Source organism: Janibacter cremeus (genome assembly GCF_013409205.1).
In the GTDB taxonomy this organism is placed as follows: Bacteria; Actinomycetota; Actinomycetes; order Actinomycetales; family Dermatophilaceae; genus Janibacter; species Janibacter cremeus.
The window spans coordinates 1,269,575-1,284,572 of sequence record NZ_JACCAE010000001.1 but is presented as its reverse complement, the minus strand read 5'-3'; the positions used below and the strand labels follow the sequence as shown (position 1 = coordinate 1,284,572).

At 70.1% G+C, this 14,998-nt stretch carries 15 protein-coding genes, 1 tRNA gene and 1 pseudogene; 7 read left to right on the top strand and 10 right to left on the bottom strand.

Annotation, left to right across the window (positions count from 1 at the left end; all coding sequences use genetic code 11):
- Together ctlX and BJY20_RS06040 are read right to left on the bottom strand one after the other, a co-directional pair.
- Positions 1 to 987, bottom strand: a complete 987-nt coding sequence (gene ctlX, locus BJY20_RS06045; RefSeq protein WP_185990696.1) for a citrulline utilization hydrolase CtlX — start codon at positions 985 to 987, stop codon at positions 1 to 3.
- On the bottom strand, positions 984 to 2,012 hold the full coding sequence (locus BJY20_RS06040) for an ornithine cyclodeaminase (RefSeq protein ID WP_185990695.1): 1,029 nt from the start codon (positions 2,010 to 2,012) through the stop codon (positions 984 to 986). The genes ctlX and BJY20_RS06040 overlap by 4 nt, the downstream gene beginning before the upstream one ends.
- Positions 2,013 to 2,154: 142 nt before the next feature.
- On the opposite strand from BJY20_RS06040, the gene BJY20_RS06035 reads away from it, so the two are divergent.
- Positions 2,155 to 2,586 carry an Lrp/AsnC family transcriptional regulator gene (locus BJY20_RS06035; protein ID WP_185990694.1) on the top strand — a complete coding sequence of 144 codons (432 nt, stop codon included), beginning with the start codon at positions 2,155 to 2,157 and terminating at the stop codon, positions 2,584 to 2,586.
- Between the two features lie 159 nt (positions 2,587 to 2,745).
- Here BJY20_RS06035 and BJY20_RS06030 read toward each other — a convergent pair whose 3' ends face one another.
- Together BJY20_RS06030 and BJY20_RS06025 are read right to left on the bottom strand one after the other, a co-directional pair.
- Positions 2,746 to 3,108, bottom strand: coding sequence for an MscL family protein (locus BJY20_RS06030; RefSeq protein ID WP_185990693.1), 363 nt, complete (start codon positions 3,106 to 3,108; stop codon positions 2,746 to 2,748).
- Between the two features lie 112 nt (positions 3,109 to 3,220).
- Positions 3,221 to 3,652, bottom strand: a complete 432-nt coding sequence (locus tag BJY20_RS06025; protein ID WP_185990692.1) for a hypothetical protein — start codon at positions 3,650 to 3,652, stop codon at positions 3,221 to 3,223.
- Between BJY20_RS06025 and BJY20_RS16405 the strand changes: the two genes are divergently transcribed.
- Entirely contained in the window at positions 3,651 to 3,890 is a 240-nt protein-coding gene (locus BJY20_RS16405) for a hypothetical protein (RefSeq protein ID WP_343062958.1), read from the top strand. The two genes, BJY20_RS06025 and BJY20_RS16405, sit on opposite strands and share 2 nt — an antisense overlap.
- A gap of 62 nt (positions 3,891 to 3,952) precedes the next feature.
- Here the strand turns inward: BJY20_RS16405 and BJY20_RS16400 are convergent.
- A pseudogene (locus BJY20_RS16400) lies at positions 3,953 to 4,045 on the bottom strand (FmdB family zinc ribbon protein); the annotation flags it as partial.
- A gap of 41 nt (positions 4,046 to 4,086) precedes the next feature.
- Here BJY20_RS16400 and BJY20_RS06015 point away from each other — a divergent pair.
- The gene (locus tag BJY20_RS06015) at positions 4,087 to 6,666 is read left to right on the top strand and encodes a penicillin acylase family protein (protein WP_343062791.1); all 2,580 of its coding nucleotides are present in this window, start codon (positions 4,087 to 4,089) and stop codon (positions 6,664 to 6,666) included.
- 3 nt (positions 6,667 to 6,669) lie between these two features.
- Here BJY20_RS06015 and BJY20_RS06010 read toward each other — a convergent pair whose 3' ends face one another.
- Positions 6,670 to 7,242 (bottom strand): 5-formyltetrahydrofolate cyclo-ligase, encoded by a 573-nt coding sequence (locus BJY20_RS06010; RefSeq protein ID WP_185990690.1) that lies wholly within the window; start codon positions 7,240 to 7,242, stop codon positions 6,670 to 6,672.
- 22 nt (positions 7,243 to 7,264) lie between these two features.
- Between BJY20_RS06010 and BJY20_RS06005 the strand changes: the two genes are divergently transcribed.
- Genes BJY20_RS06005 through BJY20_RS05995 form a run of 3 tightly spaced genes read left to right on the top strand, consistent with a single transcriptional unit; the run spans position 7,265 to position 10,226 of the window.
- Positions 7,265 to 8,674 (top strand): UTP--glucose-1-phosphate uridylyltransferase, encoded by a 1,410-nt coding sequence (locus BJY20_RS06005; protein ID WP_185990689.1) that lies wholly within the window; start codon positions 7,265 to 7,267, stop codon positions 8,672 to 8,674.
- The gene (locus BJY20_RS06000) at positions 8,662 to 9,330 is read left to right on the top strand and encodes a GNAT family N-acetyltransferase (RefSeq protein ID WP_185990688.1); all 669 of its coding nucleotides are present in this window, start codon (positions 8,662 to 8,664) and stop codon (positions 9,328 to 9,330) included. Before BJY20_RS06005 ends, BJY20_RS06000 begins: the two co-directional genes overlap by 13 nt.
- Positions 9,331 to 9,371: 41 nt before the next feature.
- Positions 9,372 to 10,226, top strand: a complete 855-nt coding sequence (locus BJY20_RS05995; RefSeq protein ID WP_185990687.1) for a hypothetical protein — start codon at positions 9,372 to 9,374, stop codon at positions 10,224 to 10,226.
- Between the two features lie 130 nt (positions 10,227 to 10,356).
- On the opposite strand, the gene BJY20_RS05990 is transcribed toward BJY20_RS05995, so the two are convergent.
- Positions 10,357 to 11,634, bottom strand: coding sequence for an AI-2E family transporter (locus tag BJY20_RS05990; protein ID WP_185990686.1), 1,278 nt, complete (start codon positions 11,632 to 11,634; stop codon positions 10,357 to 10,359).
- A gap of 86 nt (positions 11,635 to 11,720) precedes the next feature.
- Here BJY20_RS05990 and BJY20_RS05985 point away from each other — a divergent pair.
- Positions 11,721 to 11,796, top strand: a tRNA-Ala gene (locus tag BJY20_RS05985).
- A 58-nt stretch (positions 11,797 to 11,854) separates the two neighbouring features.
- On the opposite strand, the gene BJY20_RS05980 is transcribed toward BJY20_RS05985, so the two are convergent.
- Genes BJY20_RS05980 through BJY20_RS05970 form a run of 3 tightly spaced genes read right to left on the bottom strand, consistent with a single transcriptional unit; the run spans position 11,855 to position 14,687 of the window.
- On the bottom strand, positions 11,855 to 12,937 hold the full coding sequence (locus tag BJY20_RS05980) for a tyrosine-type recombinase/integrase (protein WP_185990685.1): 1,083 nt from the start codon (positions 12,935 to 12,937) through the stop codon (positions 11,855 to 11,857).
- Positions 12,934 to 13,146 carry a helix-turn-helix transcriptional regulator gene (locus BJY20_RS05975; RefSeq protein ID WP_246297118.1) on the bottom strand — a complete coding sequence of 71 codons (213 nt, stop codon included), beginning with the start codon at positions 13,144 to 13,146 and terminating at the stop codon, positions 12,934 to 12,936. The genes BJY20_RS05980 and BJY20_RS05975 overlap by 4 nt, the downstream gene beginning before the upstream one ends.
- A complete protein-coding gene (locus tag BJY20_RS05970; RefSeq protein WP_185990684.1) occupies positions 13,143 to 14,687 on the bottom strand; it encodes a replication initiator in 1,545 nt (514 codons plus the stop codon). The genes BJY20_RS05975 and BJY20_RS05970 overlap by 4 nt, the downstream gene beginning before the upstream one ends.
- Between the last annotated feature and the right edge of the window lie 311 nt (positions 14,688 to 14,998).

The window sequence follows — 14,998 nt, the reverse complement described above, 5'->3', positions numbered from 1 at the left end:
TCAGCGTCCCCGGGGCCGCAGGTGGTTGCCGGCGATCATGCAGCGCACCGACCCACCGGCGCCTTCGACCGTCGGGATCGGCACCGTCAGCACCCGGCAGGAGCGCCGGACGGCCTCCAGCTGGTCGGGGCGAAGGGAGTCGGCCGCCGTGGTCGACATCGCCAGGAGCCGGTCGGCGTCGGCCAGGTGGCGCCGACGCCCGGTCACCTCGAGGCAGTTGCCGGCGAAGCGGTGGACCTGCTGCGAGGTGAGCTCGACGACGGTCTTGCCCGAATCGCGCAGACGATGCAGCACGCTCGCCCGCTGCTCGGGGTCGGGGATCAGCCCGGAGCCGATGAGGGTGAGCCGCGTGCCCACCGACATCAGCACGTTGGTGTGGTAGATCGGCACACCTCGCCCGTCGACGGCGTCGAAGAGCACCGGCTCGTAGTCGTGGTCGGCGCAGAAGTGCGCGAGCAGCTCGGGGGAGAGCCGGTTGGACCGGCACGCGTAGGCCAAGCGCGCGTCGTGGTCGAGGACCATCGCGCCCGTCCCCTCGAGGAACTGCTCGTCGTACTCGGCCGCGGAGTAGTCGATGACGCGGCGCACGACGAACTCGCGCTTGAGGGCCTCGATGATGTCGGCGCGACGCTCCCTGCGGCGGTTCGTGGCGTACATCGGGTACAGCGCGACCGACCCGTCCGGGTGGGTGGAGAACCAGTTGTTCGGGAAGACGCTGTCGGGCGTGCGTGTCGTGCGGTCGTCGAAGAGAGACACCTCCACCCCGGCGCCCGTCAGGGCCCTGGCCAGGCCGGTCACCTCGTCGTGGGCCCGCGCGGCCAGGACCCTCGCGTCCACGTCGAAGGTCGACTGGAAGGCGTTGTCCCCGGCCGTCATCGGGTTGGGGGTGAAGTGGTGGGGCCGCACCAGCACCACTCGGGACGGGGCCTGGACGCTCGCCGTCGGCGAGGTCGTGGCCGCCTCGTGCAGCTCGGTGGCCACGCTCATCCGACCGGCTTGAGCGAGTTGACCAGGGAGAAGAGGTCCTTCGGGTCCTGCGGGTCGGCGACGAGGTCGATGGTGACCTGCAGGTCGGTGCCCGCGGTCGCGTCACGCGCGCACCGCAGCGCGGCGAAGTCGGCGATGGCGAAGCCGACCGAGTCGAAGATGGTGATGTCCTGCGCGGAGCGTCGACCCTCGGCCTCGCCGGTGAGCACCTGCCAGAACTCCACGACCGGGAAGTCGGGGTCCATCTGCTGGATCTCACCCTCGATGCGGGTCTGCGGCGGGTACTCGACGAACACCCGGCCACGGGTGAGGATGCCTGCCTCGAGCTCGGTCTTGCCGGGGCAGTCGCCGCCGATGGCGTTGATGTGCACGCCGGGCCCGATCATGTCGCCGGTCAGGATCGTGGCCATCTGCTTGTCGGCCGTGCAGGTGGTGATGACGTCGGCACCCCGGACGGCCTCCGTGGTCGAGGCGGCTTCGGTGATCCGGAAGCCGAGCGGCTCGAGGTTGCGACGCAGCTTGGCCATCGCGGCGGGGTCGGTGTCGAAGATCTGCAGGTCCTCGATGCCCATGGCGGCGCGGAAGGCCAGCGACTGGAACTCCGCCTGCGACCCGGTCCCGATGAGGGCCATGACGCGCGAGTCGGGACGAGCCAGGGCCCGCCCGGTCAGGGCCGACGTCGCGGCGGTGCGCAACGCCGTCAGCAGCGTCATCTCCGAGAGGAAGACCGGGTAGCCGTTGTCGACGTCGGCGAGCATGCCGAAGGCGGTCACGGTCTGGAAGCCGCGGCTGGGGTTGAGTGGGTGACCGTTGACGTACTTGAAGGAGTAGGTGACGTCGTCCGACGTCGGCATCAGCTCGATCACGCCGAAGGGGGTGTGGCTCGCCACCCGCGGCGTCTTGTCGAAGCTGGGCCACCGGGAGAAGTCGTCCTCGACGTATCGGGTCATCGTGCCGAGGACGTTCTCTGCGCCGTCGCGCTGGATCCAGCGGCTCATGTTGGGCACATCGAGGAACTGCGTCATGGTCTCTCCTTCGTCCGCCCGGGGTCTCCGGCCTGTCGAGGAATCAAGCCTAGAAGTCCCGGTTTGCAGGCGAAAGATGAGAAGTGGTCGACTTTTGTGAAGAAGGTGCGTACTTTGTCGTAGCCGGATTAGCATTATGTGCATGTATCGCCCGACGGACCTCGACAAGCGCCTGATCTCGGCCCTGCGCAAGGACGGGCGAGCGCCCGTCTCGTCGCTGGCCGAGCAGCTCGGGGTCTCCCGCGCCACGGTGACCGCGCGCATCGACAAGTTGACCACCCACGGCGTCATCGTCGGTTTCACCGTGCGCGTGCGTGATCCCGCGGAGGCGTCCGAGGTACGTGCCGTCTGCTCCATCGAGGTCGAGGGGCGCACGACCGACCGGGTGATCCGCGAGCTGCGCGGCTTCCCGGAGATCCAGGCCCTGCACACGACCAACGGCGGCTGGGACCTCGTCGCCGAGATGTCCTGCGCGGACCTGGCCGCCTTCGACGACGTGCTGCGCCGGATGCGCGGCATCCCCGGCATCGTCAACAGCGAGACGAGCCTGCTGCTCAGCTCCGTCGTCCGCTGACGTGGACAAGGCGAAGGGGTCGGTCACCGAACGGTGACCGACCCCTTCGGTCCGGCGTGGTGCCTCTGGCGCAGGATGTGGCCCGACTCAGGGCCTGAGCTTGCGAAGGCCCAAGGGCCGCGTCCTGTGGCGGAGGCGACTGTGCGAGAAGGTGGTGGCTCAGGCGCCGTCGGCCTTGAGCGAGTCGCGGATCTCCTTGAGAAGCTCGATGTGCTCGTCGACCACTTCCTCCTCCTCCGTGGTGAAGCGCTCGCGCAGGTGGGTGTAGGGCTTGATGACACCGAAGTACACGACGGCGGCGAGGATGAGGAATGCCACGCAGGCCGTGACGAACTCACCGACGGGGAGCCCAGCGGGCCGGAAGTCATCGAAGTTGGGGTTGGCGCCGATGACCTTCGCGATGACGGCGAGCAGCAGCTTGGTGAAGGCCGCGACGACGGTCGCGAACGAGGTGGCGATGACCAGACCGACGGCGATCTCGACGAGATTGCCGCGGAGCAGGAACTCCTTGAAACCCTTCATGGGCGTTTCCTCCGCAGGTGGTGGGTGATGGGTTGTGATCGAATGATCAACCTTGGTTGATTCTGACGCAGAGTCGTCGCTCCCGCCTGCTGATCCGGCCGTGTCCTTGCACTCACCCGTCCCGGACGACGACGAAACCCGTGCGTCCGCCGACGTCGGCTGCCATCTGCTGCACCAGCTGTCCGACATCGCGCGCCGCCAGGGTCACCTCCACCGTCGGGACGGCACCGGAGGTGACCGGGGTGGCGAGCACTCTCGCCCCGGTGACCACGGGGTCGGCACGGCCGGGCAGGTAGACCTCGGCGGCATCGCCCGGCTCGAGGTGGCCCGCCGGTGCCGCCAGGGGCAGGGTCAGCGCCGGGCCGCTCGCGGTGGCCGGTTCCCGGGACGTCTCGGGAGGCCGGGCAGCGCCGAGGGTCAGCTGCAGCGCGAGCAGGAGAGCGACGGCGGCCAGGCTGCGACGCACGAGTGAGAGTCGCCAGACCGCGCGCCGGGACGTCCCGAAGAGGGAGGGCAGGTGGGCGGCGAGACGCGAGGTGGCCATGACGACGACGCTAGGAGCGTCGCGGGCAACCGGGCGGGGGCGTCAGTCTGCGGTGGAGGAGGCGCTCGACGTGGTGGGGCTTGTGGACGAGCTACCGTTCGACGACGACGACGGCGCGGACGAACCCGACGAGTCGCTCGACGACGTCGAGGAGGCGCTGGCCGAGTCGCTCGACGTGCTGCTGTTGTCCTTCGAGGAGGCGGAGGACTCCGAGCCCGACCGCGAGTCGGTCTTGTAGAAGCCACCGCCCTTGAAGACCACCCCGACCGCGTTGAACTGCTTGCGCAGGCGGCCAGAGCACTCTGGGCAGGTGGTCAGCGAGTCCTCGCTGAAGGACTGCACGACATCGAACTGGTGGCCGCACTCGGTGCAGGCGTAGGCATAAGTAGGCATTTCAGGACGATTATAGGCTGGTGCTGGCATACGCTCGCACCGTGACCACGACCACCGTCCGCAGGCTCCGGCGAACTCTGATCGGGCTCCTCGCCCTCATGGTCGTCGTGGCCGTCGTGCTCACGGTCGTCGTCATCGGTCAGGGGCGACGTCCGCTCCCGCAGACGAGCGGGACCATCGAGGTCCCGGGCCTCGACGGCGAGGTCGAGGTGCTGCGTGACGAGCGGGGCGTGCCCCACGTCTACGCCGACACCATGGGCGACCTCATGCGCGCGCAGGGATACGTGCAGGCGCAGGATCGCTTTTTCGAGATGGACCTGCGTCGCCACATCACCGCCGGTCGTCTGGCCGAGCTCGTCGGCGAGCCCGGCGTCGAGACCGACAAAGTCATCCGCACCATGGGGTGGCGCCGGGTCGCCGAGCAGGAGCTGGCGATGCTGGACCCGGACACCCGGCGGGCCCTTGGTTCCTTCGCCGACGGCGTCAACGCCTGGCTGGACGACAAGGGCTCGACCTCTGCCATGGCGCTGGAGTACACGATCCTGGGCATGTCCCTGCCGAAGTACCGGGTCGAGGACTGGACGCCCGTCGACTCCCTTGCCTGGCTGAAGGCGATGGCCTGGGACCTGCGGGGCGACTACACCGGTGAGCTCACCCGCGCGGCCCTCGATGGCAAGGTCGCCACGTCGATGATCGAGGATCTCTACCCGAAGTACCCGACCGACCGCCACGCGCCGATCCTCTCCGGCAAGGAGTGGCGCCCGGGCGCGAAGGGGGCGACACCCCCTTCGTCATCCTCCCTGTCGGCGCCTGAACGGCCGGCCACGACGCCCCGGGTCCGCTCGGCTTTGACCGACACCGCGAGGGCGATCGAGAGCATCCCCGCCCTGCTGGGCAAGGGCCAGGGGGTCGGCTCCAACTCCTGGGTGGTCAGCGGGGAGCGCTCCACGACCGGCAAGCCGCTGCTCGCCAACGACCCACACCTCGGGGTGAGCATGCCGGGGATCTGGTACCAGATGGGCCTGCACTGCCGGGAGGTCACCGATGAGTGCCCGATCGACGTCTCCGGGTACACCTTCGCCGGGATCCCCGGGGTCGTGATCGGTCACAACCAGTCCATCGCGTGGGGCTTCACCAACCTCGGCCCGGACGTCACCGACTTCTACCTCGAGGAGATCAGCGACGATCGCTACCTGCGCGACGGTCATCTGGAGCCGCTGGAGACCCACACCGAGACGATCAAGGTCGCCGGCGGGACGGACGAGGAGATCACCGTCCGGTCCACCGGCCACGGACCGATCCTGTCCGATGTCGTCCCCGCCGCCGCGGCCGCCGGGCAGGACGTCGAGGTCAAGGGCCGGGCCACGAGCAGCTACGCCGTCTCCCTCGCGTGGACGGCGCTGACCCCGAGCAACACCGCCGACGCGATCCTGGGGCTGAACGCCGCCACGGACTTCGAGCAGTTCCGTGCCGCTGCGAAGGACTTCGCCGTCCCGAGCCAGAACCTCGTCTACGCCGACACCGAGGGCAACATCGGCTACCAGGCGCCGGGGCAGGTGCCCATCCGCAAGGGTCTGGGGACCAACCCACCGGGCTGGTTGCCGGCCCCGGGCTGGAACTCCGACTACGACTGGGACGGGTACGTCCCCTTCGAGGACCTGCCGTGGGCGCTGAACCCGGACGACGGTTACATCGTCACCGCCAACCAGCAGGTCACGGCCAGCGGCAAGCCCTTCCTCACCACCGAGTGGGACTACGGCTACCGCTCCCAACGCATCGGCGACCTGCTCACCAGCGAGGAGAAGGTCTCGCCGAAGAAGATGGCCCGCATCCAGCTCGACACCCACAACGGGCTCGCCGACACGCTCGTTCCGGCCCTGCTGGAGATCGAGGTCGACGACTTCACCCGCGACGGGCAGGACCTGCTGCGCGCGTGGGACCAGAGCCAGCACGGCGAGGGTGACCACAACGCCGCAGCCGCCGCGTACTTCAACTCGGTGTGGCGTCAGATCGTCGAGGTCACCTTCAACGACGACCTGCCCGCGGACCTGCAGGCGGCCGGCAGCTCGCAGTACTGGATGGCGATCGAGGGGCTGCTGGAGAACCCGACGAGCCCGTGGTGGGACAACCGCACGACTCCCGGCGTCATCGAAAGCCGGGACGAGGTGCTGCGTCAGGCGCTCGTCGACGCCCGTCTGGAGCTGACCCGCTCGATGGGCAAGAACCCCGAGGGCTGGGATTGGGGGCGGCTCCACGGCGTCACCTTCGCCCACCAGGTCCTCGGCGGCGAGGGCATCCCCGGCCCGGTCCGCTCGCTGGTCAACGCAGGGCCCTACCCCGTCGGGGGCAGCTCGTCGACGGTCAACGCGACCTCGTGGGACGCCTCCGAGGGCTTCGCGGTCACGGCAGCCCCGTCGATGCGGATGATCGTCGACCTCGGTGACCTCGACAACTCGCGCTGGGTGAACCAGACCGGCAACTCCGGCCACCCCTTCAGCAGCCACTACGACGACCAGATCGACGACTGGCTCGAGGGGCGCACCTTCGCGTGGCCGGCCAGCCGGGAGGCCGTCGTCGAGTCGACCGAGGACACCCTGACGCTCGCGCCGGGGACGGACTGACGCTCAGGGACGAAGGGGGGTCCCCGCCTCGGTGACCCCGGCGGCGGTGACGACGGTGGTCACTGCGACGTCGTGCGGGTCCCTCGGGAGCGACGCGCTCGTGTGCTCGCCGGGGTGGAGCAGGACGAGCACCGGCGTGCCGGCCGGGAGCATCGGCAGCACCCGGTCGTAGCAGCCGCCGCCCTGCCCCAGCCGTGTGCCGGTGGTGTCGACGGCCAGCGCCGGGATGACGGCGACGTCGGCGGCTGCCGGGGCGTCGATGCCCAGCGGGGACCGCTCCGGGTCGCTCAGATCGCACCACTCCAGCCGCCGGTCCGGCAGCGTGGTCGGTACGAGTACGCGGTGGCCGGCAGCCTGCAGGCACGCGTTCAGGGCCGTCGTCGGGGGCTCGTGGGGGAGCGACTCGTAGGACAGGACGGTGCCCGGGCTACTGGTGCCGCCCCGAGGCGTCGCCCCGACGATGGCGTCGGCGATCGCCTCGGCGTCGGCACCGAGGTCGCGGGAGGCGGCCAGGTGACGCCGGTGCGCCCGCAGGCGGCGGCGGGTCTCCCCCTTCGTCTGCCCGGCGAGGTCCATGTCTGCATCGTAGGGTGGCGCCATGCGAGTCGAGGGACGTGACGAGGCCGTTCGCCGGATGAGCGAGCGTGGGATCGATGCTCGGGCGATCGCGGTCTTCGAGGACTACTGGCAGCAGCTGGCCGACGGCGCCCAGGGCACCATCCCCGAGTCGACGATCGAGCCGCTCGTCGACGTGCCGGAGCTCGCCGCCATCGAGGTCGACGACGACGAGCGCCGTGCGGCCCTGGCGAAGGTCGCCGTGGTCAAGCTCAACGGTGGCCTCGGCACGAGCATGGGGATGAGCGGGCCGAAGTCCGCGCTCGTCGCCCGCGACGGACTGACCTTCCTCGACATCATCGCCTCCCAGCTGGTCGGCCTCGAGGAGCGCTACGGCTCCCGTCCGCCGCTGGTGCTGATGAACACCCCTCGCACCCGTGAGGAGTCGCTGGCCGTCCTCGAGTGCTACCCGCAGCTGGCGCAGCAGGACCTGCCCCTGGACTTCCTGCAGAGCATGGAGCCCAAGCTCGACGCCGAGACCCTCGAGCCGGTGTCCTGGCCGCAGGACCCGGGGCTGGAGTGGTGCCCGCCCGGCCACGGCGACGTCTACGTCTCGCTCGCCGCTTCCGGGCTGCTGCAGCAGATGCGCGGGGCCGGGTACCGGTACGCCTTCATCTCCAACGCCGACAACCTGGGCGCCACCTGCGACCCCGACATCGCGGCCTGGCTGCTCGCGGAGGGCATCCCCTTCGCCGCCGAGGTCGCCGAGCGCACCCTCAACGACCGCAAGGGCGGGCACGTCGCCGTGCGCAGGAGCGACGGGCGGATCATCCTGCGCGAGTCGGCGATGGTGGCCGACGACGAGCAGGACCTGTTCCAGGACACCGGCCGCCACGGGTGGTTCAACACCAACAACCTGTGGGTGGGGTTGGACGAGCTCGACGAGCTGATGCGCCAGCGCGACGGCGTGCTCGGGCTGCCGATCATCGTCAACCGCAAGACCGTCGACCCCAGGCGCCCGGACAGCCCCGAGGTCATCCAGGTCGAGTCGGCGATGGGGACCGCCGTCGAGGCCTTCGAGGGGAGCGTCGCGCTGCGGGTGCCGCGCACCCGGTTCCGTCCGGTGAAGACGACCAACGAGCTACTGCTCCTGCGCTCCGACGTCTTCGAGCTCGATGAGCAGTCACGGATCGTCTCCCGGATCGAGCACGCGGAACCTAGGGTCTCCCTGGATGGCAGCTACAAGTTCGTCGCCGACTTCGACGAGCGTTTCCCGCACGGCCCGCCCTCGCTGCGGGAGTGCACCTCCTTCGGTGTCGAGGGGGACGTGACCTTCGGCGCGGACGTCACGGCAGTCGGCGACGTCGAGGTCGTGGCGGCCGAGCCAGCGCGCGTCGAGGACGGCACCCGCCTGACCGGCCGGGCGGTACTGTCCGCTGAATGTCCCGCGTGACCCGTCCGAGTGACCGGACTGTCGTTCTCACCGGGACCACTCCCCAGGGGGAGTCGGTGACCCTGCGCCCCTTGCGAAGGGGGGATCGCCGCGACTTCATCGACCTGCGCTCGCGCAATGCCACCTGGTTGGCGCCGTGGGACCCGACGACCCCGCCGGGTGGTCGGCCGCGCCGGGATCTCGGGCGTGACTTCCCCGGCTACGTGCGGGCACTGGCGCGGGAGGCCAAGGAGGGGAGCGGGCTGAGCCTGGTGATCGTCGTCGAGGACGAGATCGTCGGGATGGTCGCCGCCAGCAGCATCGTCGAGGGAGCTCTGCGCTCGGGCAGCATCGGGTACTGGATCGGGCGGGAGGTCGCGGGACGCTGGATCGCACCGACCGCGGTCGCGATGCTCGGCGACCACCTGATGGACCCGAAGGGGCGAGCGCTGCACCGGATCCAGATCGAGATCGTCCCCGAGAACGCCGCCAGCCTGGCCGTCGTGGCCAAGCTGCGCATGCGTGAGGAGGGGACCAAACGGGCCTACCTGCACATCGGGGGCAGCTGGCGCGACCACCGCTCCTTCGCCGTCGTGGCGGAGGAAGTCGGTGTCGCAGGGCTGACGGCACGTCTGTCACACCAATATCAGCAGTCACAAGCGCGACACACCGAGTAGCCTGCGCCACACTGCGCGACTTCCTGCCTAGCGTTGTCCTCGTGCAGCCAAGCAGCCTCATCTTCGTGCTCGTCGTCGCGATCTGGGCTGTCTATCTGCTCCAGTACTGGATCAAGCGCCGCGACCACCTCTCCACCGTCCGGTCGGTCGACCGGTTCTCCGCGGCCATGCGGGTCCTGGACGACCACCGCATGGGGCGCGGGGTCGCCGAGCCGACGCCACGCTCCTACTCCGTCGCGCCGACCCGGGCCGCTCGTCCGGAGGTCACCGTCAAGCATGCCGAGGCCACGCCCGCTCGGGTCGAGAAGGTTGTCGATGTGCCACGTCGACTGCGTGGGCTGGCGCTGCTGGGGATGATCGTGCTACTTCCGGTGGTCGCGCTCGTCGCAGCCTTCGGCCCCCTGCCTTGGTGGACGGTTGCCGTGCCGGTGGTCGGCGTCGTCGTCGCCTTCGCGTGGCTGCGGCAGGCGGTCGTCGCCGAGCGCTCCGCCGCCCGTCGGGTGCGCGTGGAGCGTCGCCGTGCGGCCGCGCCGCGAGCCGAGCGCCCGGTTGCGCCTGCTCGCACCGCAGCTCGCGCTGAGGCCTCCCGTGCCACCGCTCCTGCTGCGGCCCGGCCTGCCGCGCGCAGCACCCGCGTCTACGACGTCGTCGAGGAGCAGGCTCCGGTGGCCGACGAGGTCATCGAGCCGGTCGCCCAGACGCCGGTCGCCGAGCCGGAGCCGGGTACCTGGCAGCCGACGCCCGTGCCGCGTCCGATGTACACGATGAAGGCCAAGGCGGAGCGTCCCGCACCTGCCCCCATGCCGGCCACCCCGGCCCCGGCGCCCGCTGGTGACGTCCCGCAGGTCATCGAGGTCGAGGACGAGGACCTGCCGGCCATCGCCGGCTGGGCCTGAGCCCCTTCGCCCCTTGTCGGCGCGTGTCGCGCGGCAGTTCGCCCTCTTCCCGACGAGGCCATGCGGTGTCTGGGCCCACTTGGCGTGAACTGCAGCGCGACACACCATGGGTCTGTCCCGGCCTCTGGGGTCAGGTCGGGTAGATCGGGTCCCCCGGGTCGAGGTCGGAGCGCTCCTGCGCGCGAGCGACGTCCTCGTGGATCTCCTTCTGCTCCTCATCGGTCGTCAGTTCTTCCGGTCCGTCCACGTCCTCGGGTGTCGGGTCGAGGAGGTTGTGGCCGACGGCATTGAGGACTGCCACCGTGGGGACGGCGATCAGCGCGCCGATGACGCCACCGAGAATGATGCCGGTGGTGATACCGAGGATCACCGCGAGCGGGTGGACCCGGACGGCACGCCCCAGGAGCAAGGGCTGGAGCAGCTGCTGCTCGATCTGCTGCACGGCGATGACGACGCCGAGCATGAGTACAGCGGTGATCGGTCCCTTGGCGACGAAGGCGAGCAGGACGGCGATGAATCCGGAGACCAGTGCTCCGACGATCGGCACGAACGAGCCGATGAAGACGAGTAGGGCGATACCCGAGGCGAAGGGGACGCCGAGGGCCAGGGCGCCGAGTCCGATGCCGATCGCGTCGACGCCCGCAACCAGGACTGTGGCCCGCGTGAATGCCTGCAGCTGGCGCCACGCGATCGCCCCGGAGGACAGGACCTTTGCCCTGGCTCCGCGCGGAAAGAGCCGAACGACCCAGACCCAGATGCCGGGACCGTCGTAGAGGAAGAAGAACAGGGTGAACATCGCCAGCAGGAATCCGGTGAGCCCCTGGCCCAGCGCGGAGCCGGCCTGGGTGGCCATGTCGGACAGGCGGTCGCCCCGGGAGATCGTGGCCCACTGGTCGGCGAACCACCCGGTCAGCTGCGCTTCGCTGAGTCCGAGCGTGCTCTCGACCCAGTGCCGTGATTGGGCCAGGCCCTTGGTGACCTGGTCGACGATGTCGCCGAGCTGGGTGGCGAACTGGTTGCCCACGTAGCTGAAGAGAGCGACGATGGCCGCCAACGTCCCGATCACGGTGATCAGGGCCGCCACACCCTTGGGCATGACGACGCGCAGGCGGCGGAAGAGTGGCTCGAGCAGGGCAGCGAGCAGCAGCGCGACGACGACCGGGATGACGACCTGGGCCAGGATCGTGGCGAGTTTGAGCAACGCGACGAGGGCGACCGCGATGACCAGCGAGCGCCATGCCCACTCCGACAGGGCCCGCACCGTCGGGGGGAGGGCGGTGACGCCATCCGAGGACTCTGGCGCCGTCCGGATGACGATCGGCGCCTCTTCGCGGGGTGCGGGAAGGCTCGGCAGCCACCGTGATGGGCGTGGCAGCCGCCGTCCTCCCCGACGACGCTTGACGGACATGAGGCTCCTCGGCTCGGGTTGGCCCGACTCTAGTCGGCCGAATTGCTATACCCGGCACCGCCGGTGTTATGGTTACCGACGTTCTTGGGGCTGTGGCGCAGTTGGTAGCGCGTCTCGTTCGCAATGAGAAGGTCAGGGGTTCGAATCCCCTCAGCTCCACCACCGGAGATCCCCGGCACAGCAGCGGAAACGCTGGTTCTGTGGCCGGGGTTTCTCTTTGTCATTCCGACCTCACCTCCCGACCTGCCCCCCGGGTGCCCCCCGACGGTGCGTTGAGCCGCTCCAGGCCGGCCCGATCGGCACCCGTGCCCAGGAAGTGCAGGTACCGGTTCGTCGTGGCGATCGACTCGTGCCCCATCCACGCCTGCACCGTGCCCGGGTCCACGCCGCGGCTCAGCCAGAGGCACGCAGCCGTGTGCCGCAGGTCGTGCACCCGACGGCCCTGGCCGCTCGTCGGCCACTTCAGGCTGCGGAGCACCGCCGAGCGGTGCAGCTGGGCGCCGCGCTCGGTCGTGAAGAGCAGATCCCGCTGGTTCTTGCCCTCGCTCAGGTGCTGGACGATCGGCAGCACCCGGTTGGCCAGCGGGACCCGTCGGGACCGCTGGCCCTTGGTGCCCTTGATCGCGTGGCCCTCCGGCTGGGATCGCCGCACGAGCAGACCCGGCGTGGGTACCTGCATGACGTCCTCGACCCGCATCGCCCGTGCCTCGGCCCAGCGCAACCCGGTCCACGCCAGCACGAGCATCAGGTCGGCCAGGTGCGGCGAGATCGCGGCCCACTGGGCATGGGCCACCTCCAGCGCCTCCTCGCTGAACGGGTCCATCTCCTCGACCTCGCCGGACTGCTTGGGTACGCGCACCCCCATGACCGGGTTGGCCACGACGATCTTCTCCCGCACGCACCAGGCGAAGAACGAGGACAGGCTGGCCCGGAACCGCCGCACGGAGCTCTCCGCGAGACCGTCTGCGAGGAGCGCCTCGAAGGAGCGCGCGACCTCCCGCCCGGACACGGCGGACACGTACAGCGCCAGCATGCTCGTCGGCATCAGGCGCAGCAGGTCCTGGTCGCTCCGGTACGTCTTGGCCGCGACGGTCGTGGACCGCACCCGAAGCCACTGGACGACCAGGACGCGGACGCGCTGCCGGCCGGCCCGGGGGTCGACCCCACCCGCCAGTGCCGCACGCTCGCGGGCGAGCCATCCCTTGGCCTCCCGTTGGGTGTCGAAGACCTTGCTCGCCACATCGACCCGACCGCTCTTCAGCTTCGCGCGGAACCGACCGTTCGCTAGCTTCTGCACGCTCACGCCGCGCTCCGCTTCACCCAGGCAGCCACGTCCTCCCGCTGGTAGCGCGGACTGAAGGGGGTCAGCCACGTCACCCGTGGACCGTGGCCCACCTGTCGCCACCGGCACAGTGTCGACGGCGAGATCTGCAGCGCCTCTGCGACCTCCGCGGTGGTCAGCAACCGCTCGAGCATCGGTGTTGTTTGGTCCTGCATCTGTTGCTCCATCATCGTCCTCTCCTGTCTAGCGCATCTCGGTCCTTGCGGCGTTCGGCTTTCCACAGGTCGTACTCGCGGCTGCGGGCTGCGACCGCCAGGGCGAGGGCTTGTTCGAGGTGGTCGCGCCAGCCGGTGCCGATGTAGGTCCAGGTGCCGATCACGTGGGTGGTCTCGTCTGCGTCGTCGGCGAGCAGCCGTGCTTCGAGGTCGCGGGTGTCGAGGGGTTGCCCGGTGCGGCGGGACTCGGCAGCCAGTGCCTGCCACCGCGAGCGGGCACGACGCAGCGCGCCGAGGGTGAGGGAGTAGCGCCGGGACTTGGTGCCGAAGTGGCCACGGAAGCCCAGACAGTGCACCCACTTGCCCATCCGTTGGTACTCGTGGTCCCGGTCGTGGAAGATCGCGGCCCGGGCAGCCATCTCCGCGCACTGCCGGCGCAGGGCGAGGATGTGCGGGCGCCCTTGACCGCGGCCGTGCAGGCCGGAGGAGTCCTTGGTGGAGTACTTGGCCAGGTAGCCGGCGACCTGATCGGGGGTCAGCGGGCCGGCCGGGTCGTCGGTGCGCGAGCCGGCCCGGACGGTACGCACGTCGACCTGGGCCCCGAAGGCCAGCACCCGTGGGGTGTCCTCGAAGTCGACCGGCTCGGCGATGGTCGTCACGGTCGGGACGACCTGTCGGACGAGGGCTGCGAAGGTGTCGCCGTCCAGCGATGGGGGAGCGGGCGAACCGGTGCCGCCGCTGGCTGGCCCGTCGAGGCGGATCAGGGCGTGGAAGTGGATCAGGCCGCGTGCCTGGTGCTCGGCGACCTTGGCGTACTGGATCGACGCGACCTCGCCCAGCCGCGAGTCGGGGACGGCCAGGTGGTGGGCGAGGGCGCGGCGGAAGGCGATGGTGAAGCGTCGCCACAGCTCGGGGGCGTGCCACTGCCACATCACCGCCGACGCGGTGTCATGGCACTCGGCGCACAACGGCGCCCCGTTGATCTCGTCGTCCCGGTCATGAACCCGGGTGCACCACAACGGCCGACCGTGGGGGCAGCGGGCGCGGTCGTCGCGTCGCCGAGGCCGACAGGCCCTCCCGCTGCGGTGGCCGTGGACGGGCCCGAAGGATGGCGCGGTGAGGGTGACGAACAGCAGCGGGTTGTCCCGCACCCGGTCGGGGACGCTCTTGCCGCCAGCGACCCCGGCATGGATGAGGGCGTAGGTGTCACGGGCATAGGTGCGTGAGCAGGACGGGCACACCGAGGCACGGCGGTTACCGCACGCGCGGTGCAGTACCCCGAACGGCAGGTCACCTGCGTCGAAGGACGAGACGATCTCGCCGGTCGTGGTGTCGACGGTGACCGAGGACCCGGCCAGCCGGACGGGGTGGGCACAGTGGTGCGTAGCGCCGAGTGCCTGGGAGAAGTCGTCCATCGTCCCGTCGCGCATCCGGTGGGCGATGAGCTTGGCGTTCTCGGGGTGATTGAGATCGGGAATGTCCAGCGGTGCGTCCTCACCGAAGCCGGGGAAGCGGTCCTCGCCGGCGGTAGGGGCGTGCGTGTCTGTGGTGACCACGGTCCCCTCCCAACCAAAGAGGGTGTGCCACGCGGACCGGAGTGCGGCTCTGGGATCCGCGCGGCACACCCAGACTGTGGGGTGAGCGGCGATACGTGGTCACCGACGTTCCAGAACCGCTCAACGCCGGGCACACCCGAAAAGGGTGCGGGTGCGGATCCAGTCAGTGAATCTCTGTCGCGGCGATCAGTGTGTACGAGCCGTTAGGCCCGAGTGGGGAGCCGACCCCCGGGGGCATTCCCGTCCCATGTGTGTGCGCCTGTGGTTGATCCGCACCACCCACGCTGCCGCTCGGAAGAGGGCTGTTCCAC

Bases quoted from the DNA above. Each gene is read 5' to 3' on its own strand.
- ctlX (WP_185990696.1), bottom strand. From the start codon at position 987: ATGAGCGTGGCCACCGAGCTGCACGAGGCGGCCACGACCTCGCCGACG.
- BJY20_RS06040 (WP_185990695.1), bottom strand. From the start codon at position 2,012: ATGACGCAGTTCCTCGATGTGCCCAACATGAGCCGCTGGATCCAGCGC.
- BJY20_RS06035 (WP_185990694.1), top strand. From the start codon at position 2,155: ATGTATCGCCCGACGGACCTCGACAAGCGCCTGATCTCGGCCCTGCGC.
- BJY20_RS06030 (WP_185990693.1), bottom strand. From the start codon at position 3,108: ATGAAGGGTTTCAAGGAGTTCCTGCTCCGCGGCAATCTCGTCGAGATC.
- BJY20_RS16405 (WP_343062958.1), top strand. From the start codon at position 3,651: ATGACGACGACGCTAGGAGCGTCGCGGGCAACCGGGCGGGGGCGTCAG.
- BJY20_RS06025 (WP_185990692.1), bottom strand. From the start codon at position 3,652: ATGGCCACCTCGCGTCTCGCCGCCCACCTGCCCTCCCTCTTCGGGACG.
- BJY20_RS06010 (WP_185990690.1), bottom strand. From the start codon at position 7,242: ATGGACCTCGCCGGGCAGACGAAGGGGGAGACCCGCCGCCGCCTGCGG.
- BJY20_RS06005 (WP_185990689.1), top strand. From the start codon at position 7,265: ATGCGAGTCGAGGGACGTGACGAGGCCGTTCGCCGGATGAGCGAGCGT.
- BJY20_RS06000 (WP_185990688.1), top strand. From the start codon at position 8,662: ATGTCCCGCGTGACCCGTCCGAGTGACCGGACTGTCGTTCTCACCGGG.
- BJY20_RS05990 (WP_185990686.1), bottom strand. From the start codon at position 11,634: ATGTCCGTCAAGCGTCGTCGGGGAGGACGGCGGCTGCCACGCCCATCA.
- BJY20_RS05975 (WP_246297118.1), bottom strand. From the start codon at position 13,146: ATGATGGAGCAACAGATGCAGGACCAAACAACACCGATGCTCGAGCGG.